This window comes from Amycolatopsis sp. N2S4-7, from assembly GCF_058119595.1.
The window spans coordinates 2,609,958-2,622,655 of the sequence record NZ_CP172299.1 but is presented as its reverse complement, the minus strand read 5'-3'; the positions used below and the strand labels follow the sequence as shown (position 1 = coordinate 2,622,655).

At 73.2% G+C, this 12,698-nt stretch carries 10 protein-coding genes; 2 read left to right on the top strand and 8 right to left on the bottom strand.

The features are described from left to right. Positions 1 to 4 precede the first annotated feature (4 nt). The 6 genes from ACH54P_RS12105 to ACH54P_RS12080 form a co-directional block, all read right to left on the bottom strand. The gene (locus ACH54P_RS12105) at positions 5 to 895 is read right to left on the bottom strand and encodes a short-chain dehydrogenase/reductase (protein ID WP_489912467.1); all 891 of its coding nucleotides are present in this window, start codon (positions 893 to 895) and stop codon (positions 5 to 7) included. Beyond that, complete coding sequence (locus ACH54P_RS12100) at positions 892 to 2,385, bottom strand: aldehyde dehydrogenase family protein (protein ID WP_489912466.1); 1,494 nt, start codon at positions 2,383 to 2,385, stop codon at positions 892 to 894. The genes ACH54P_RS12105 and ACH54P_RS12100 overlap by 4 nt, the downstream gene beginning before the upstream one ends. Then, entirely contained in the window at positions 2,382 to 3,440 is a 1,059-nt protein-coding gene (locus tag ACH54P_RS12095) for a PDR/VanB family oxidoreductase (protein ID WP_489912465.1), read from the bottom strand. Before ACH54P_RS12095 ends, ACH54P_RS12100 begins: the two co-directional genes overlap by 4 nt. Next, positions 3,437 to 4,345: a metal-dependent hydrolase gene (locus ACH54P_RS12090; RefSeq protein ID WP_489912464.1), complete on the bottom strand. Its 909-nt coding sequence runs from the start codon at positions 4,343 to 4,345 to the stop codon at positions 3,437 to 3,439. The genes ACH54P_RS12095 and ACH54P_RS12090 overlap by 4 nt, the downstream gene beginning before the upstream one ends. Then, a complete protein-coding gene (locus ACH54P_RS12085; RefSeq protein ID WP_489912463.1) occupies positions 4,345 to 5,856 on the bottom strand; it encodes a flavin-containing monooxygenase in 1,512 nt (503 codons plus the stop codon). Before ACH54P_RS12085 ends, ACH54P_RS12090 begins: the two co-directional genes overlap by 1 nt. A 121-nt stretch (positions 5,857 to 5,977) precedes the next feature. Further along, positions 5,978 to 6,637, bottom strand: a complete 660-nt coding sequence (locus ACH54P_RS12080; protein WP_489912462.1) for a TetR/AcrR family transcriptional regulator — start codon at positions 6,635 to 6,637, stop codon at positions 5,978 to 5,980. A gap of 807 nt (positions 6,638 to 7,444) precedes the next feature. Between ACH54P_RS12080 and ACH54P_RS12075 the strand changes: the two genes are divergently transcribed. Next, positions 7,445 to 8,701 carry a serine/threonine-protein kinase gene (locus tag ACH54P_RS12075; protein ID WP_489912461.1) on the top strand — a complete coding sequence of 419 codons (1,257 nt, stop codon included), beginning with the start codon at positions 7,445 to 7,447 and terminating at the stop codon, positions 8,699 to 8,701. Positions 8,702 to 8,738: 37 nt separating this feature from the next. On the opposite strand, the gene ACH54P_RS12070 is transcribed toward ACH54P_RS12075, so the two are convergent. Both ACH54P_RS12070 and ACH54P_RS12065 read right to left on the bottom strand, forming a co-directional pair. Further along, positions 8,739 to 8,930 (bottom strand): hypothetical protein, encoded by a 192-nt coding sequence (locus ACH54P_RS12070; RefSeq protein WP_489912460.1) that lies wholly within the window; start codon positions 8,928 to 8,930, stop codon positions 8,739 to 8,741. A gap of 522 nt (positions 8,931 to 9,452) precedes the next feature. Further along, positions 9,453 to 12,194 (bottom strand): AfsR/SARP family transcriptional regulator, encoded by a 2,742-nt coding sequence (locus ACH54P_RS12065; RefSeq protein ID WP_489912459.1) that lies wholly within the window; start codon positions 12,192 to 12,194, stop codon positions 9,453 to 9,455. 155 nt (positions 12,195 to 12,349) lie between these two features. On the opposite strand from ACH54P_RS12065, the gene ACH54P_RS12060 reads away from it, so the two are divergent. Then, the gene (locus ACH54P_RS12060) at positions 12,350 to 12,688 is read left to right on the top strand and encodes a hypothetical protein (RefSeq protein ID WP_489912458.1); all 339 of its coding nucleotides are present in this window, start codon (positions 12,350 to 12,352) and stop codon (positions 12,686 to 12,688) included. The last annotated feature ends 10 nt before the right edge of the window (positions 12,689 to 12,698 follow it).

Below are 12,698 nucleotides of genomic sequence, written 5' to 3'. Positions count from 1 at the left end.
TTCCTTACGGCCGGGCTTCGAGATCGCGGATGAGGGCCTGGACGTGGCGATCGCGGGCGAGGTAGGCGTCGGCGACGACGTTGACGACCCCGCGCAGCAGCGCCCACGGTTGCCAGGTAGCGGGCGCGAGGGTCCGGCCGGCGCGGCGGGTGATCGCGTCGGCGAGCACGGCCGCAGCCTGGTCGGCGGTGATGCGGCGGCGCAACGGCGGTGGGAGACGGGTTTCCAGGGCCCGGCCCAGCGGATCGTCGTCCAATGTGGTCCGGGCGAGCTGCGTGTCGACCACGCCGAAGTAGGCGACGCCGGCGGTGACGCCGTGCGGCGCGAGCTCGAGCCGCAGGGCCCGGCCGAGCTGCTCGACCGCCGCCTTGCTGATCATGTAGGGAGCGCCGCCGGGCCCGGGCACGAAGGCCGCGACCGACGACACGACCAGGACGTGCCCCCGCCGGGCGATGACGGCGTCGGCGGCGGCCCGGATCGTGGTGAACGCACCCGTGACGTTGACGGCGAGCACGCGGTCGAACTCGGCCGGGTCGATGCGGCGCAGGGTCGCGGGCCGCGGTGTCACCCCGGCGTTGGCCACGACCACGTCCAGCCAGCCCGCCCGGCGGGCCAGGTCCTGCACGGCGGTGGTGAGCGCGTCCCGGTCGCGCACGTCGGCGACCGCGGTGAGCACCCGGTCGTGGCCGATGGCCCGCGCGGTGTCCGCCAGCGCCGGGGCGTCCCGGTCCACGAGCGCGACGGTCGCCCCGCGCCCGTGCAACGTCCGGGCCAGCGCCCGGCCGATCCCGGCGGCGGCGCCGGTGATCAGGACGGTCCGGCCGGCCACCGGGTAGGTCCGGCCGCCGGGGAGCGGGAGGCCGAGGTCGCGCAGCACGCCGGTCAGCCCGCTCACCGCGGCAGCCGCCGTCCGTGCCGGACCCCGACCAGCACGCGCACGATCGCGTCCACCGCGGCGGTGCGGCGGAACGTGGTCAGCGGGAGCGGAGAGGGAAACCGCTGCACCGTCGTGGCGCGCGCGGAGGCGAACTCGCGCAGCCCGTCCGCGCCGTGCACGCGGCCGAAGCCGGAGTCCCCGACACCCCCGAGCGGGAGCGAGGGAACGGTCGCGTGGGCGACGAAGGCGTTCACCGAGACCGCGCCGGACCGGATCCGCTCGGCGATCGCGGGGCCGTTGCGCCGGGAGAACACCGTGGCGCCCAGCCCGTAGCGGATGTTGTTCGTGCGTGCCACCGCTTCGTCCATGTCCCCGACCTTCGTGACGACCAGGAGGGGCCCGAACGTCTCTTCGGTGACCGCCGCACTGTCGTCGGGAACGTCGACGAGGATCGTCGGGGCCACGAACCGGCCCTGGACCGCGTCGGTGCCGCCGAGGACGGCGCGGCCACCGCGGTCGAGGGCGTCGTGGATGTGCCGTTCGATGACCTTGACCTGGGAGGGCATGGTGATCGGGCCGATCTGCTCGCCGGGACGCACTCCGCGCGCCAGCGCGACGACCCGGTCGAGGAACTCGGCGTGGACGTCGGCGTGGACGTAGACCCGTTCGACGGCGAGGCAGGTCTGCCCCGCGTTGGACAGCCCGCCCCACACCGCGGCGTCGGCGGCCGCGGCCAGGTCGGCGTCGGCGTCGACGAGCAGGGCGTCCTTGCCGCCGCACTCCATGAGCACGGGCGTGAGCGTGGTCGCGCAGGCCGCCAGCACGGCCCGGCCGGTGGCGGTGGAGCCGGTGAACCCGATCTTGTCGACTCCGGCGCGGCACAGCGCCGCGCCGGTGCTTCCGTCGCCGGTGACGACCTGCAGCACCGGGTGTTCGGGGACGACTTCGCGGAAGGTCTCGGCGAGCCACCGGCCGACGCCCGGGGTGTACTCGCTCGGCTTGAACACCACGGTGTTGCCGGCGGCGAGCGCGCCGGACAGCGAACCCATCGGGGTGAAAACCGGGTAGTTCCACGGTCCGATCACGCCGACGACCCCGAGCGGCCGGTACTCGACGACCGATTTCTGGTTGACGGTCAGCACGCTCGGCCGCACGGACCGCGGACCCAGCACGCGGGCCGCGTTGCGGGCGGCCCACGCGAGGTGCTCGAGTCCCATCGCGATCTCGAGCATCGCGTCGGCGTGGGGTTTCCCCATTTCCCGGCTGATCAGATCGGCCAGTTCCGGGGCGCCGCGGGCGATGCGGCGCCGCCAGGCGTCCAGCCGCCGGGATCGCTCACCGAAGCCGAGCCCGGCCCACCAGGCGGCCGCGTCGCGGGCCCGGCGGACGGCGCCGGTGACTTCGTACTCCGTCGTGACGCGGTGAGTACCGACGAGTTCGCCCGTGGCCGGGTTCAGCACGTCGAACGTTTCGCTGGGCATGGGTTCCGTCCTTTCGGCCGCGGTCATCGATCGATCACCAGCCGGCCGGTCGCGCGGGAGACGCAGACGAGCATCGAGTCCCGGCGCTCGGCGGGGCTGAGCAGGCGGTCGCGGTGCTCGACTTCGCCGTCGAGGACGCGGACCTTGCAGGTGCCGCAGAAGCCTTGCCGGCACGAGTAAGCGACGTCGGAGGTGACCCGGGTGATCGCGGTGAGCGCGGTCTCCTGGGGACCGACTTCGACCGTGACCCCGGTCCGGCGCAGCTCGAGCTCGAAGGGCGCGCCGCCGCTGACCGGCAGCGGGGAGAACCGTTCGGTGTGCAGGGACGCGCTCGGGTCGCTCGCCCGCAGGAGGTCGCGGGCCGGGTGCATGAGCGGTGGCGGCCCGCAGAGGTAGACGGCCGAACCGGCGGGCGCGAGCGGCAGGATGTCGCCGAGCACCGGCGGGCCGCACTCGTCGTCCGGCCGGACCTCGACCACGCCGCTGCCGCAGCGGGCGAGTTCGCCGAGGAACGGCATGGTGGCGCGGCTGCGGCCCAGGTACACCAGCCGCCACGGGACGCCCCGTTCGTGGCAGGTCCGCACCATGGGCAGGATCGGCGTGATGCCGATGCCCGCGGCGACGAACAGGTAGGCGTCCGCGGCGACCAGGGGAAAGGCGTTCCGCGGCCCGCGGACCCGCAGTGAGCCGCCCGCGCGCACGGTGTCGTGGATTTCGCGGGAGCCGCCGCCACCGCCGGCGATCCGGCGCACCGCGATCCGGTACGACGACCGGTCGCCGGGGTCACCGCAGAGCGAGTACTGCCGTTGCCTCCCCGAGGGCAGCAACACGTCGAGGTGCGCGCCCGGAATCCAGGTGGGCAGCGGGCTGCCGTCGGGCGCGGCCAGGACGAGACTGACGACGTCGTCGGCCTCGGCGTGGATCGCCCGGACGGCGAGGTCGAGCTCGTAGCCGGTGCTGCGCACGGGCCTGGGGCGGGACAGCAGCGGGGCGACGCGGCTGGTGGCGAACACGCGCTGGTAGGTGGCGCTGGCCGCGGCGGCCAGGCGCATCGCCCGGGTCGGGGTGGACGTCGTGGTCACGGCCGGGCCTCCGGGTTGGCGGCGGGGGAGCGGGCCAGGTAGCGGATCGCGGCGTCCATGCTGCCCAGCTGCGAGGGGTGGAAGCCCGGGCGCAGGTACTTCGGGATTTCGGTGAGGAAGATCGTGGCCTTCGGGATCAGGCCGCGCCGGGTCGCGCTGATCAGCTGCCGCACCCACGACCGGCGCACGCCGGGAGTGGGATCGGCGAAGAGGAGGTACCGCGCGGTGGTGAGGAACAGCACCGCGAGGGTGAAGCTGGCGAGCAGCGCCGTGCGCACCCGCCGGGCGTAACTGCCGTCGACGTGCATGAAGGCGTCGAACGCGACGTTGCGGTGCTCGACCTCCTCGGCGCCGTGCCAGCGGATGAGGTCGAGCATGGCCGGGTGCATCCCGGCCCGCTCCAGCTGATCGGCGCCGAGCAGCCATTCCCCGACGACCGCGGTGTAGTGCTCCATCGCCGCGAAGAGACCGAGCCGTTCGCACAACCACGCGTGCCGGGCCTTGCCGGTCAGATCGTGGTCGCCCAGTACCCGGTCGACGAGCCAGTCCATCTTGCGGGCCACCGGTTCCACCGGCAGCCCGAGCGTCGCCAGGTGCTCGCGGGCGCCCTCGTGGGAGGCGGCGTGCGTGGCCTCCTGGCCGATGAACCCGACCACCTCCTCCCGCAGCCGCGGTTCGGTGATCAGCGGCAGGGCTTCGGTCAGCGCGGCGGACATGGCGCGCTCGCCCTCGGGCAGCACCAGGTGCATCACGTTGATGACGTGCGTGGCCATCGGCTCGCCCGGGAGGTAGTGCATCGGCACGCCGTCCCAGGAGAAGTGCACGTCCCGGGCCGCGATGGCGTGCGCCTGCTCGGTGTAGCGGCGTGCGCCGCGGGGGTCGACGACGGGTTTGCGGTTGAACATCACGCGGTCCTTGTCGTTGCGGGAAACCGGTCTTCGGCGTGGCCGAGGTGGTAGTCGGCCAGGTCGACCCGGCGGGTGCGGGCGCGGAAGCGGCGGTTGAAGCCGGGGTAGAACACGAAGTTGCGGCCGGCGGCGTCGAGGTAGTAGCTGCGGCAGCCGCCGGTGTTCCACACCGACCGGCTCAGGCCTCGATCGACCTCGCGGACGAAGTCGTCCTGCACCTGCTCGCGAACCTCTATTGTGGACAGTCGGCTCCGGTCCATCGCGGCGAGGCAGCTCAGGACGTAGGCGACCTGGGCCTCGATCGTGACGACCTGCGAGGTGTAGACGACCGAATTCGGGCCCAGCATGAGGAAGAAGTTGGGAAACCCGGCGACCGTGGTGCCCAGGTAGGCGCGGGGACTGCCGCTCCAGACGTCGGCGAGCGAACGTCCCCCGCGCCCGCGGATGCGGCCGAAACCGGGGTGGTCGGTCATGCGGAAGCCGGTCCCGAACACGATGGTGTCCACCTGGTGCTCGGCGCCGTCGGCCGTGACGACGCCGGTGGGGGAGACTTCGCGGATCGCGTCGGGCACGACGTCGACGTTGGGCGCGGCCAGTGCGGGGTAGTAGGCGTTGGAGAAGGTGGGCCGCTTGCAGCCGAAGGCGTAGGACGGCGTGAGCGTCGCCCGCAACCGCGGGTCGCGCACCTGCCGGCGCAGGTGCGCGCGGCTCACCGCTTCCATGCCTTTGAGCAGCCACGGCCGGTGCACCAGTCCCGGGACGAGGGCTTCCTGCACCAGGTCCACTGTGGACCGGGCCAGCCGCTGAACGGCGGGCGCGCGGGTGAACACCCGCTGCGGCCGGCCGGTCATGGGCCGGTCGGGGTGCGGCATGATCCACGTCGGGGTGCGCTGGAACACCGTGAGCCGCTCGGCCACCGGCTGGATCCGCGGGATGATCTGCACCGCCGACGCGCCGGTCCCGACCACCGCGATCCGGCGGCCGGCCGGGTCGTGGCCGTGGTTCCAGGCCGAGGAGTGGAACGTGGTGCCGCGGAAGCGGGACAGTCCCGGCAGGTCCGGCACGGCGGGTTCGCTGAACGGGCCGATCGCGCCGATGAGGACCTGCGCCTCCCAGGCGCCCTGGTCGGTGTGCACCCGCCACACCGCGGTGTCCTCGTCCCAGGCCGCTTCCCGGACCTCGTGCCGCAGCCGCAGGTGCGGGGTGATCCCGAAGTCTTCGGCGCACCGGCGCAGGTAGTCGTGGATTTCCGGCTGGAGCGGGTAGAGCCTGCTCCAGCGCGGGTTCGGCGCGAACGAGAACGAGTACAGGATCGACGGGATGTCGCACTGGGCGCCGGGATAGGAGTTCACCTGCCACGTTCCGCCGACGTCGCCGGCTCGTTCCAGCACGACGAAGTCGTCGATGCCCGCGCGCTTGAGCGCGATGGCCGTGCCCAGCCCGCCGAAGCCCGCGCCGATGATCGCCACCCGGACCCGCCGTGGACTGTGCGCCGGTGTGCTCGTCATGGGCTGCCTCCTCGCTGACGCGTGCCTGACCGCGCCGACGTTAAACTCGACAACGCATGATGTCAACATCAGGTGATGTCAACTTCGGGGCGACGACGGGCGAGGGGGCGTGCCTGGTCGTTCAGCCGGAACGGCGGGAGGTCGCCCGGGCGAGCTGCTCGATCACCTGGACGACGTGGTCGACGAAACGCTCGCGGTCGACGGCGAGGCGGCCCTCGAGCCAGCCCTGGAACAGGTACGCCAGCGCGCCGAACACGGCCTGGGAGTTCAGCTCCACATCGCGCTCGTCGGCCGAGCCGCCCGCGAGCGCCGGACCGCGCAGCGCGACGGCGATCGTCGTGGTGAACTCCCCGACCAGCTCGGCACCACGGCTGGACAGCTCCGGGGCGGCCAGCGACTCCACGAACAACACCCGGCCGCGGCGCGGATCATCGGTGATGAAACCGGTGAAGGCGCCGACACTGTCCCGCACCACCTGCGTGGTGTCCGCCGGCGCTCGCTCCAGGACCCCGACCAGCACCTCCCGGGCCTGCTGCGCGACCGATTCGAGCACGGCGACCAGCAGTTCCTCCCGGCGGCCGAACGACTCGTAGAAGTACCGCTCGGTCAGCTTGGCCTCACGGCACACCCGCCGCATGGTCACCGCGGCAGCTCCTTCGGTACCCATGATCGCGAAACCGGCCTCGATCAGCTGCGCACGCCGCCGAGCCTGCCGGTCATCGGGAGCCACTCCCCGCCACGGGCGGCGCGCAGCATTCCGAGCATCCTGGTCGGCGGTCATCCCGCAATCATGGCACCCCGGTCATCGCGCTGCCTGCACCACGACGTCGACCTTCGCGCCGGCGCGGCTCCGGTCGCAGGCGGCGGCGGACTCGCTCGACGTGGATGTGGATCAGGAAACCAGCGCCCTGGTGACCACACTTCGGGCCGGCCGGAGGTAGGGAGCTCCGGGACGCCGATCGTCCAGCCGGCGGATCGAGCACCGCATCGGGAACGTGCGGCCCTTCTCGAGACAGACTGGGCTCGGGCGAAATCGTCCCCGCAAGCTTTACAGTCCAGCCTGCCGCGCTTGACGGTTAGCCCGCACACAGGGCAGCCGTGGGTCTTGGGCCTCGTAATCGGCCACAGAATTCCGAGGATGACATCAGCGGCGACCCGCAATCCGACGATGAGCCCGCCGCCGATGGCTGTGCCGACGTCGCTCGCGGCCTGGCAGGTCTGAAGATCGAGGCTATTGCCCGTGGTGTTCGTGGCAGCCGGACGGCTTGCGGCGCCGACGCGGATCGCTGCGGTGTTCGGGATGCCGACCCGCGATTGTTCGGCCGGCGTGCGGTCTTCGGCTGCGCTGGTTAGTGTTCGAGGCCGCGGGCCGGGACGCTACCTCCCCCCTCGGTGTCCCGGCCCGCCCTTGGTCGCGGCCTGCGTATAGCCGGTTTCGCGCTGGAGCCGATCCTGCGGCCGGGTGAGCGTTGAGCGAGCAAGCGCCCGTCGCGCTCCTGCCTGTGTCGCACGCCGCCCGGATTGTCGTTTGCCCGGTCGTGGCAACCGGGTACTCGGTGGGTTCACCGAGAGCGGAGGGTGTCTGGCGATGACGGCTGAGCCGGTCAGCAGCGACGATGAGGGCACGTCCCCTCGATTCTCGCTGGACCAGGGCGGGAGTTTCCCGTCGGCGGCTCAGGACGACCTCCCGGTGTCGTTCGCCGGGCGCTACGAGGTGCAGGGCCTGCTCGGCACCGGTGCCACCGCGCAGGTTTACCGGGCTCATGACCGGCGGCTGGGCCGGGACGTGGCGGTCAAGCTGTACGAGCGGGGCGCGGTGGCGGTGGAGCAGCTGCGCCGGGTGCGCGAGAGGACCATCCAGGCCAGCATCGACCATCCCCGTGTCGTGGCCCTGTTCGACAGCGGCACCGACGGCGACCGGCCCCTTCTGGTCATGCAGCTGGTCGAGGGGGAGAACCTCGCTCAGCGCCTGCTCGCCGGGCCCCTGCCGGCCGAGGAGGTCATCGAGCTGGGGTCTCGGCTGGCCGAGGCGCTGGCGCACGTCCACGCTCACCGGATCGTGCACCGGGACCTCAAGCCCGCCAACGTCCTGCTCGGTCCCGATGGCCCGATGATCACCGATTTCGGGATCGCGCACGAACTGGACACGACCCACATCACCGGCACCGGCCTGGTGACGGGCACGGCCGCCTACCTGGCGCCGGAGCAGATCGTCGGTGACGCGGCCGGCCAGGCCGCCGACGTCTACGCGCTCGGCCTGATCTTGCTGGAGTGCCTGACCGCGGAGCGGGAGTACCCGGGCACGCTGGCCGAATCGGCGATGGCGCGGCTCAACCGGCCGCCCCGGATTCCCGCCGGTCTGCCCGCCGCGCTCGCGCGCACGATCGAGCTGATGACGACCCGCGAACCGGAAGACCGTCCCCCCGCCGGCGACATCGTGCGGCTGCTGCACGAGCCGGTCGCCGCCGAGCCGGCGTCGGCCGCCCTGCCGGTGCGACGTCGCCGCACGCTGGCTGCGAGCGGAGGGTTGGCGACCGCCTGCGCCGCGGTGGTGCTCGCGGTGCTCTTGACCAGGCCGGACGGCGCAGATTCCAGTCCGGATCGGCTGCCGGGTGCCGGGCCACCCGTCACGACAAGTGCGGCCCCGCCCCCGTCCGCGACGCCGCCCGCCTCGACCGCCATAGCCGCATCGTCGCAGAGAGCGAACTCGGCGACGCCCGAGCCGGCGGCGGCGACACGTCCCCGCGTCGCCACTCCGGACGCCGACGACGCTTCCGACGCGAGGGGCGGAAACGTCAAGGCCAAAGGCAAAGCCAAGGGAAACGGCAAGAGCCACGAGGGATAGCAGGACGCCGGCACCGCGGTGGATCGCAGCGGCGGAGTCAAGCCGTGGCGCGCTCGTCGTCTCCCGGTGTGGGGCGAGCGCGCGAGAGCCGGTCAAGGTGATCGGTGATCCGCCGATGCAGGTCGCTGGCGGCCCGGCCGAGCTCGCCCAGGTCGGCCGGCGTCACCTCCGCACGCCGACCGGCACCAGGCTCGGGTGAGGCCTGGGGCTCGCCATCCATCGCGGTCACGGCGCCTCCGCCATCGACATTCCCCCGGAGTGCTCCCCGAGGCGGCCGCGGCTCAAACGATGTGCGCGGGGTCGGGATGGCGCCGCCGCCAAGGCGCGTCAGGGGCAGTCGTCCCAGCGCGGACGAGCAGCTGGGTCCGCGGGTGGTCGACCGGGGGTGGCCGGGGCGGTGCCGAGCTCTTCGGCCAGCACGGCATTGAGCCGGCGTTCGGCGCGTCGCCACGCGGTTGCCGTGCCGACGGCTGCCGTGAGGACAGCCGTCACCAGGATTCCGGCGAGAGCCGACTGGGACCACGCCAGCAGCCCCGCCCCTGTTGCGGCGATGGCACAAGGCGCGGCCGCGGGACGCCACCACGCGCAGAGAGGGCGATCAGCGGGCAAGAGCATCGCAACCACCTTGGATCGAGCACGGTGACGGGGCACCGCGCTGTAGTCGGAGTCGCTGACGCGAGTCTCGCCGTTACAAGACGTCACCGACCTGGCGGTCGAGGCAGCCCGCGCCCTTCGCGAGGTCCGGCATCGGTCAGGGGCAGCAGCCCGCCATGGCCTCGCGCAACTCGCCGGCCGGGACGTGCGCCTCGACGTCTTCGAAGACCTCGAGCGCCTTGGCCCATGTCCGGTGGGCGGCCTCGAGCCGGCCTTGGGCGTGCCACGCGTGGCCCGCGCCGATCAGCGCTTCCGCTTCGAGCCGCCATTCGCCGAGTTCGACGGCGATGTGGTGGGCGTGGCGGAAGTCCGCCAGTGCGTCGGCCGGGCGGTGGGACTGGAGGTGGATGTGGCCGCGGGTGTCGCGGGAGTAGGCGGCCATGCCCGCCGCGTCGAGGGCTTGCTGGTGGTCGGCCGTGTCGCCGTGCAAGGTGGCCGCGTGCAGTGCCTGGTCGATCGCCTCGGCCGCTTCGGGGAGCCGGCCGGCTCGCTGCAGTGCCGTCGCGAGGTTGTTCCAGGCTCGCCAGCCGCGTTCGGGGTTGGCCAGCAGTGACAGGGCGGTTCGGCACAGGGGGATCGCGTCGGCCGCGCGGCCGGTGGTGATCGCGATGCGCGCGAGGTTGGTCAGCGTTTCGGCTTCGGCGGCGTGGTCGGCGCGGGCCTGATCGAGGGTGAGCGCCGAGCGGCCGCATTTCTCCGCCGCGTCGAATTCGCCGAGGAGCAGGTGGGCGATGCCGAGGCGGTTCAGGTGACGGGCTTCCGCTGCGTCGTCGCCGGCCGCGCGGGCGGAAGACACCGCGAGTTCGCAGATCGCCCGGACCTCGTGGGGCCTGCCTCGCATGTCGAGGTAGACCCAGTACAGCTCGGCCAGGGAGCCGACGGCTTCGTGCAGCCCGGCTCGCGCCGCGGCCTCGGCGATCGCGAAGACGCTCCGGCGCTCGGTTTCGCACCAGCTCAGGGCTTCCGCGCGACCGGCGAACGCGAGCGGGAAGACTCCGGCGTCCGGCGGCGGTAGGGGCACCGGCCGTGCCCGGGGGTCGAGGATCGCGCAGGCCGCCGCGATCGTGTGCTGGTACCACTCGATCAGCCGGGCGCGCGCGTCCGCCCGTTCGGTGGTCAGCAGTTCGGCGGCGTAGGCGCGGACGAGGTCGTGCAGCGCGAGCCGGTTCCCGGCCACCCGTCGTGCCAGGTGGAGGCCGCTCAGCTCTTCGGCGGCCCGCCTGGCCGGGCCGAGGGCGAAGCCGGCCGCCGCGGCCGCGGCGGCGAGGTCGAATTCGGCGGCCGGGAGGACCCCGAGCCGGCGGAGGAACGTCCGTGCTTCTGGCGGCGACGCGGTGTAGGACCAGCCGAGGACCGCCCGCATGCCGGCGGTCAGGTCGCTCCCGGCGTCGAGGGCGTCCAGCCGGTGCTGCGCACCGGCGAGCTCGGCCGCGAACTCGCTGATCGGCACCCCGGGGCTGCGCGCGATCCGTTCGGCGACAACCGCGATGGCCAACGGCAGCCGGTCGCCGAGCTCGACCACCTCCCGGGCGGCGTCCGGCTCGGCCGCGACGCGGTCCTCACCGGCCGCGGAGGCGAGCAGCCGCACGGCGTCCGGGCCGGCGAGGGGTTCGAGGGCCAGTAGCCGGGTCGCGTGCCGGGTGGTGAGCCCGGGCAGCCTGGCGCGGCTGGTGACCACGGTGGCGCAGCCGTCACCGGGCAAGAGCGGCAGCACCTGCGCGCTGTCGCGGGCGTTGTCGAGCAGCAGGAGCAGCCGCCGGCCGGCCAGCGCGGTCCGCAGCAGCGCGGACCGGGTTTCCAGCACGGCACCCGGATCCGGTTCCGGCACGCGCAGGGACCGCAGCAGCGCGGTGACGGCGTCGTGCGTGGTCATCGGCTCGCCCGGGCCGAAACCGTTGAGATCCAGGTACACCTGTCCGTCGGGGAAGCCGTCGCGGACAGTGTGCGCCCATGCCAGCGCCAGCGCCGTTTTGCCGACGCCGGCGGGGCCGGTCACGATCCCGATCGACGAGGTCCGCTCGCCGACCTCGCGCAACGCGCCGAGCTCGGTCTCGCGGCCGACGAGGCGCGGAGGTGGCGGCGGGAGCTGGGCGGGACTGGCGTGCGCGAAACCGGCGTCCAGCGCGGGATCGGCGTCGAGGATCTGCTGATGCAGGCGGCGCGTGGCGGGTCCGGGGTCGACGCCCAGTTCGTCGGCGAGGGCCCGGCGAAGCCCGTCGAACGCCCGCAACGCGTCGGCCTGGCGCCCGCACCGGTACCAGGCGGTCATGAGCAGGGTGGTGAACCGCTCGCGCAGGGGGTGCGCGGCCACCAGCGTGGGCAGCTCCGCGGCGACCTGTTCGTGGCGGCCCAGCTCCAGCCGCAGTTCGGCGGCGAGCTCCCAGGCCCGCAGCCGCAGTTCGTGCAGCGCGCCGACGGCGACGGGCAGTTCGACGCCGACGGCCGTCAGCGGTTCGCCCCGCCACAACGCCAAAGCCTCTTCGACGCGAGCCAGCCGCGCGGCCGCGCTCCCGCCGGAAGTCCCGATCAGGTCGGCGAACCGGCCGGCGTCGACGCTTCCCGGCGGCACGGCCAGCCGGTACCCGCCGGCTTCGGCGACCACGGCTTCGGCGCCGAGTACCTTCCGCAGCCGGGACACCGCGACGGCGACGGCGTTGCGCGAATCGCCGAGCCGCCCACCCCAGACCCTCTCGACCAGCGTGTCCACCGAGACCGGACGCCCGTGGGACAGCGCCAGCACGGCGAGCACCGCGGCCGGACGCCTGCCGGGAACGACCACGAGCCCGCCGTCCACGCGGACTTCCAGCGGTCCGAGCAGCCCGATGTGGATGTCTCGCATGGTCGGCACGCTACCCACCGCGTGCCCGGCCCGTGGGCGGTTTCCGGATCCGTGACCTGCTGTGACGACGGTTTGAAAGGACTTCGAAAGCCGTCCCGGATTGGCTGGACGCGGCGCGCCACCAGGGGCGCGGGCACTCCGAGGGGGATTCACCGATGGCAGATGGCCAGGGGTACGCGGTCGATCTGGAGGCGTTTCAGCAGATCCTGCGAGAGCACGTCGACCCGGCGGTCGACCACTTCCGGGCGGGCGCGGACGCGGTACGGCCGATCCGGGACGTCAGCACCGCCGGGCTGATCGGCCCGGACCCGGAGCACCTCTACGGCGATTTCGCGACCGAGGCGGACGCGTTGCAGAACCGCGTCGTGGCCGCCCACGACGGGTTGCGGGATTCGCTGCAACAGCTGAGCGAAGCGTTGTGGGAGGCCTGCCGCGTCTACTCGAAGACCGAGCAGGCCCACGCCACGCGGTTGACGTCCGTCTACGAACACTGAGGGGGGAATC

Excerpts from the sequence above, each read along its gene's own strand:
- ACH54P_RS12060 (WP_489912458.1), top strand. The coding sequence starts at position 12,350 with ATGGCAGATGGCCAGGGGTACGCGGTCGATCTGGAGGCGTTTCAGCAG.
- ACH54P_RS12100 (WP_489912466.1), bottom strand. The coding sequence starts at position 2,385 with ATGACCGCGGCCGAAAGGACGGAACCCATGCCCAGCGAAACGTTCGAC.
- ACH54P_RS12085 (WP_489912463.1), bottom strand. The coding sequence starts at position 5,856 with ATGACGAGCACACCGGCGCACAGTCCACGGCGGGTCCGGGTGGCGATC.
- ACH54P_RS12080 (WP_489912462.1), bottom strand. The coding sequence starts at position 6,637 with ATGACCGCCGACCAGGATGCTCGGAATGCTGCGCGCCGCCCGTGGCGG.
- ACH54P_RS12065 (WP_489912459.1), bottom strand. The coding sequence starts at position 12,194 with ATGCGAGACATCCACATCGGGCTGCTCGGACCGCTGGAAGTCCGCGTG.
- ACH54P_RS12090 (WP_489912464.1), bottom strand. The coding sequence starts at position 4,345 with ATGTTCAACCGCAAACCCGTCGTCGACCCCCGCGGCGCACGCCGCTAC.
- ACH54P_RS12075 (WP_489912461.1), top strand. The coding sequence starts at position 7,445 with ATGACGGCTGAGCCGGTCAGCAGCGACGATGAGGGCACGTCCCCTCGA.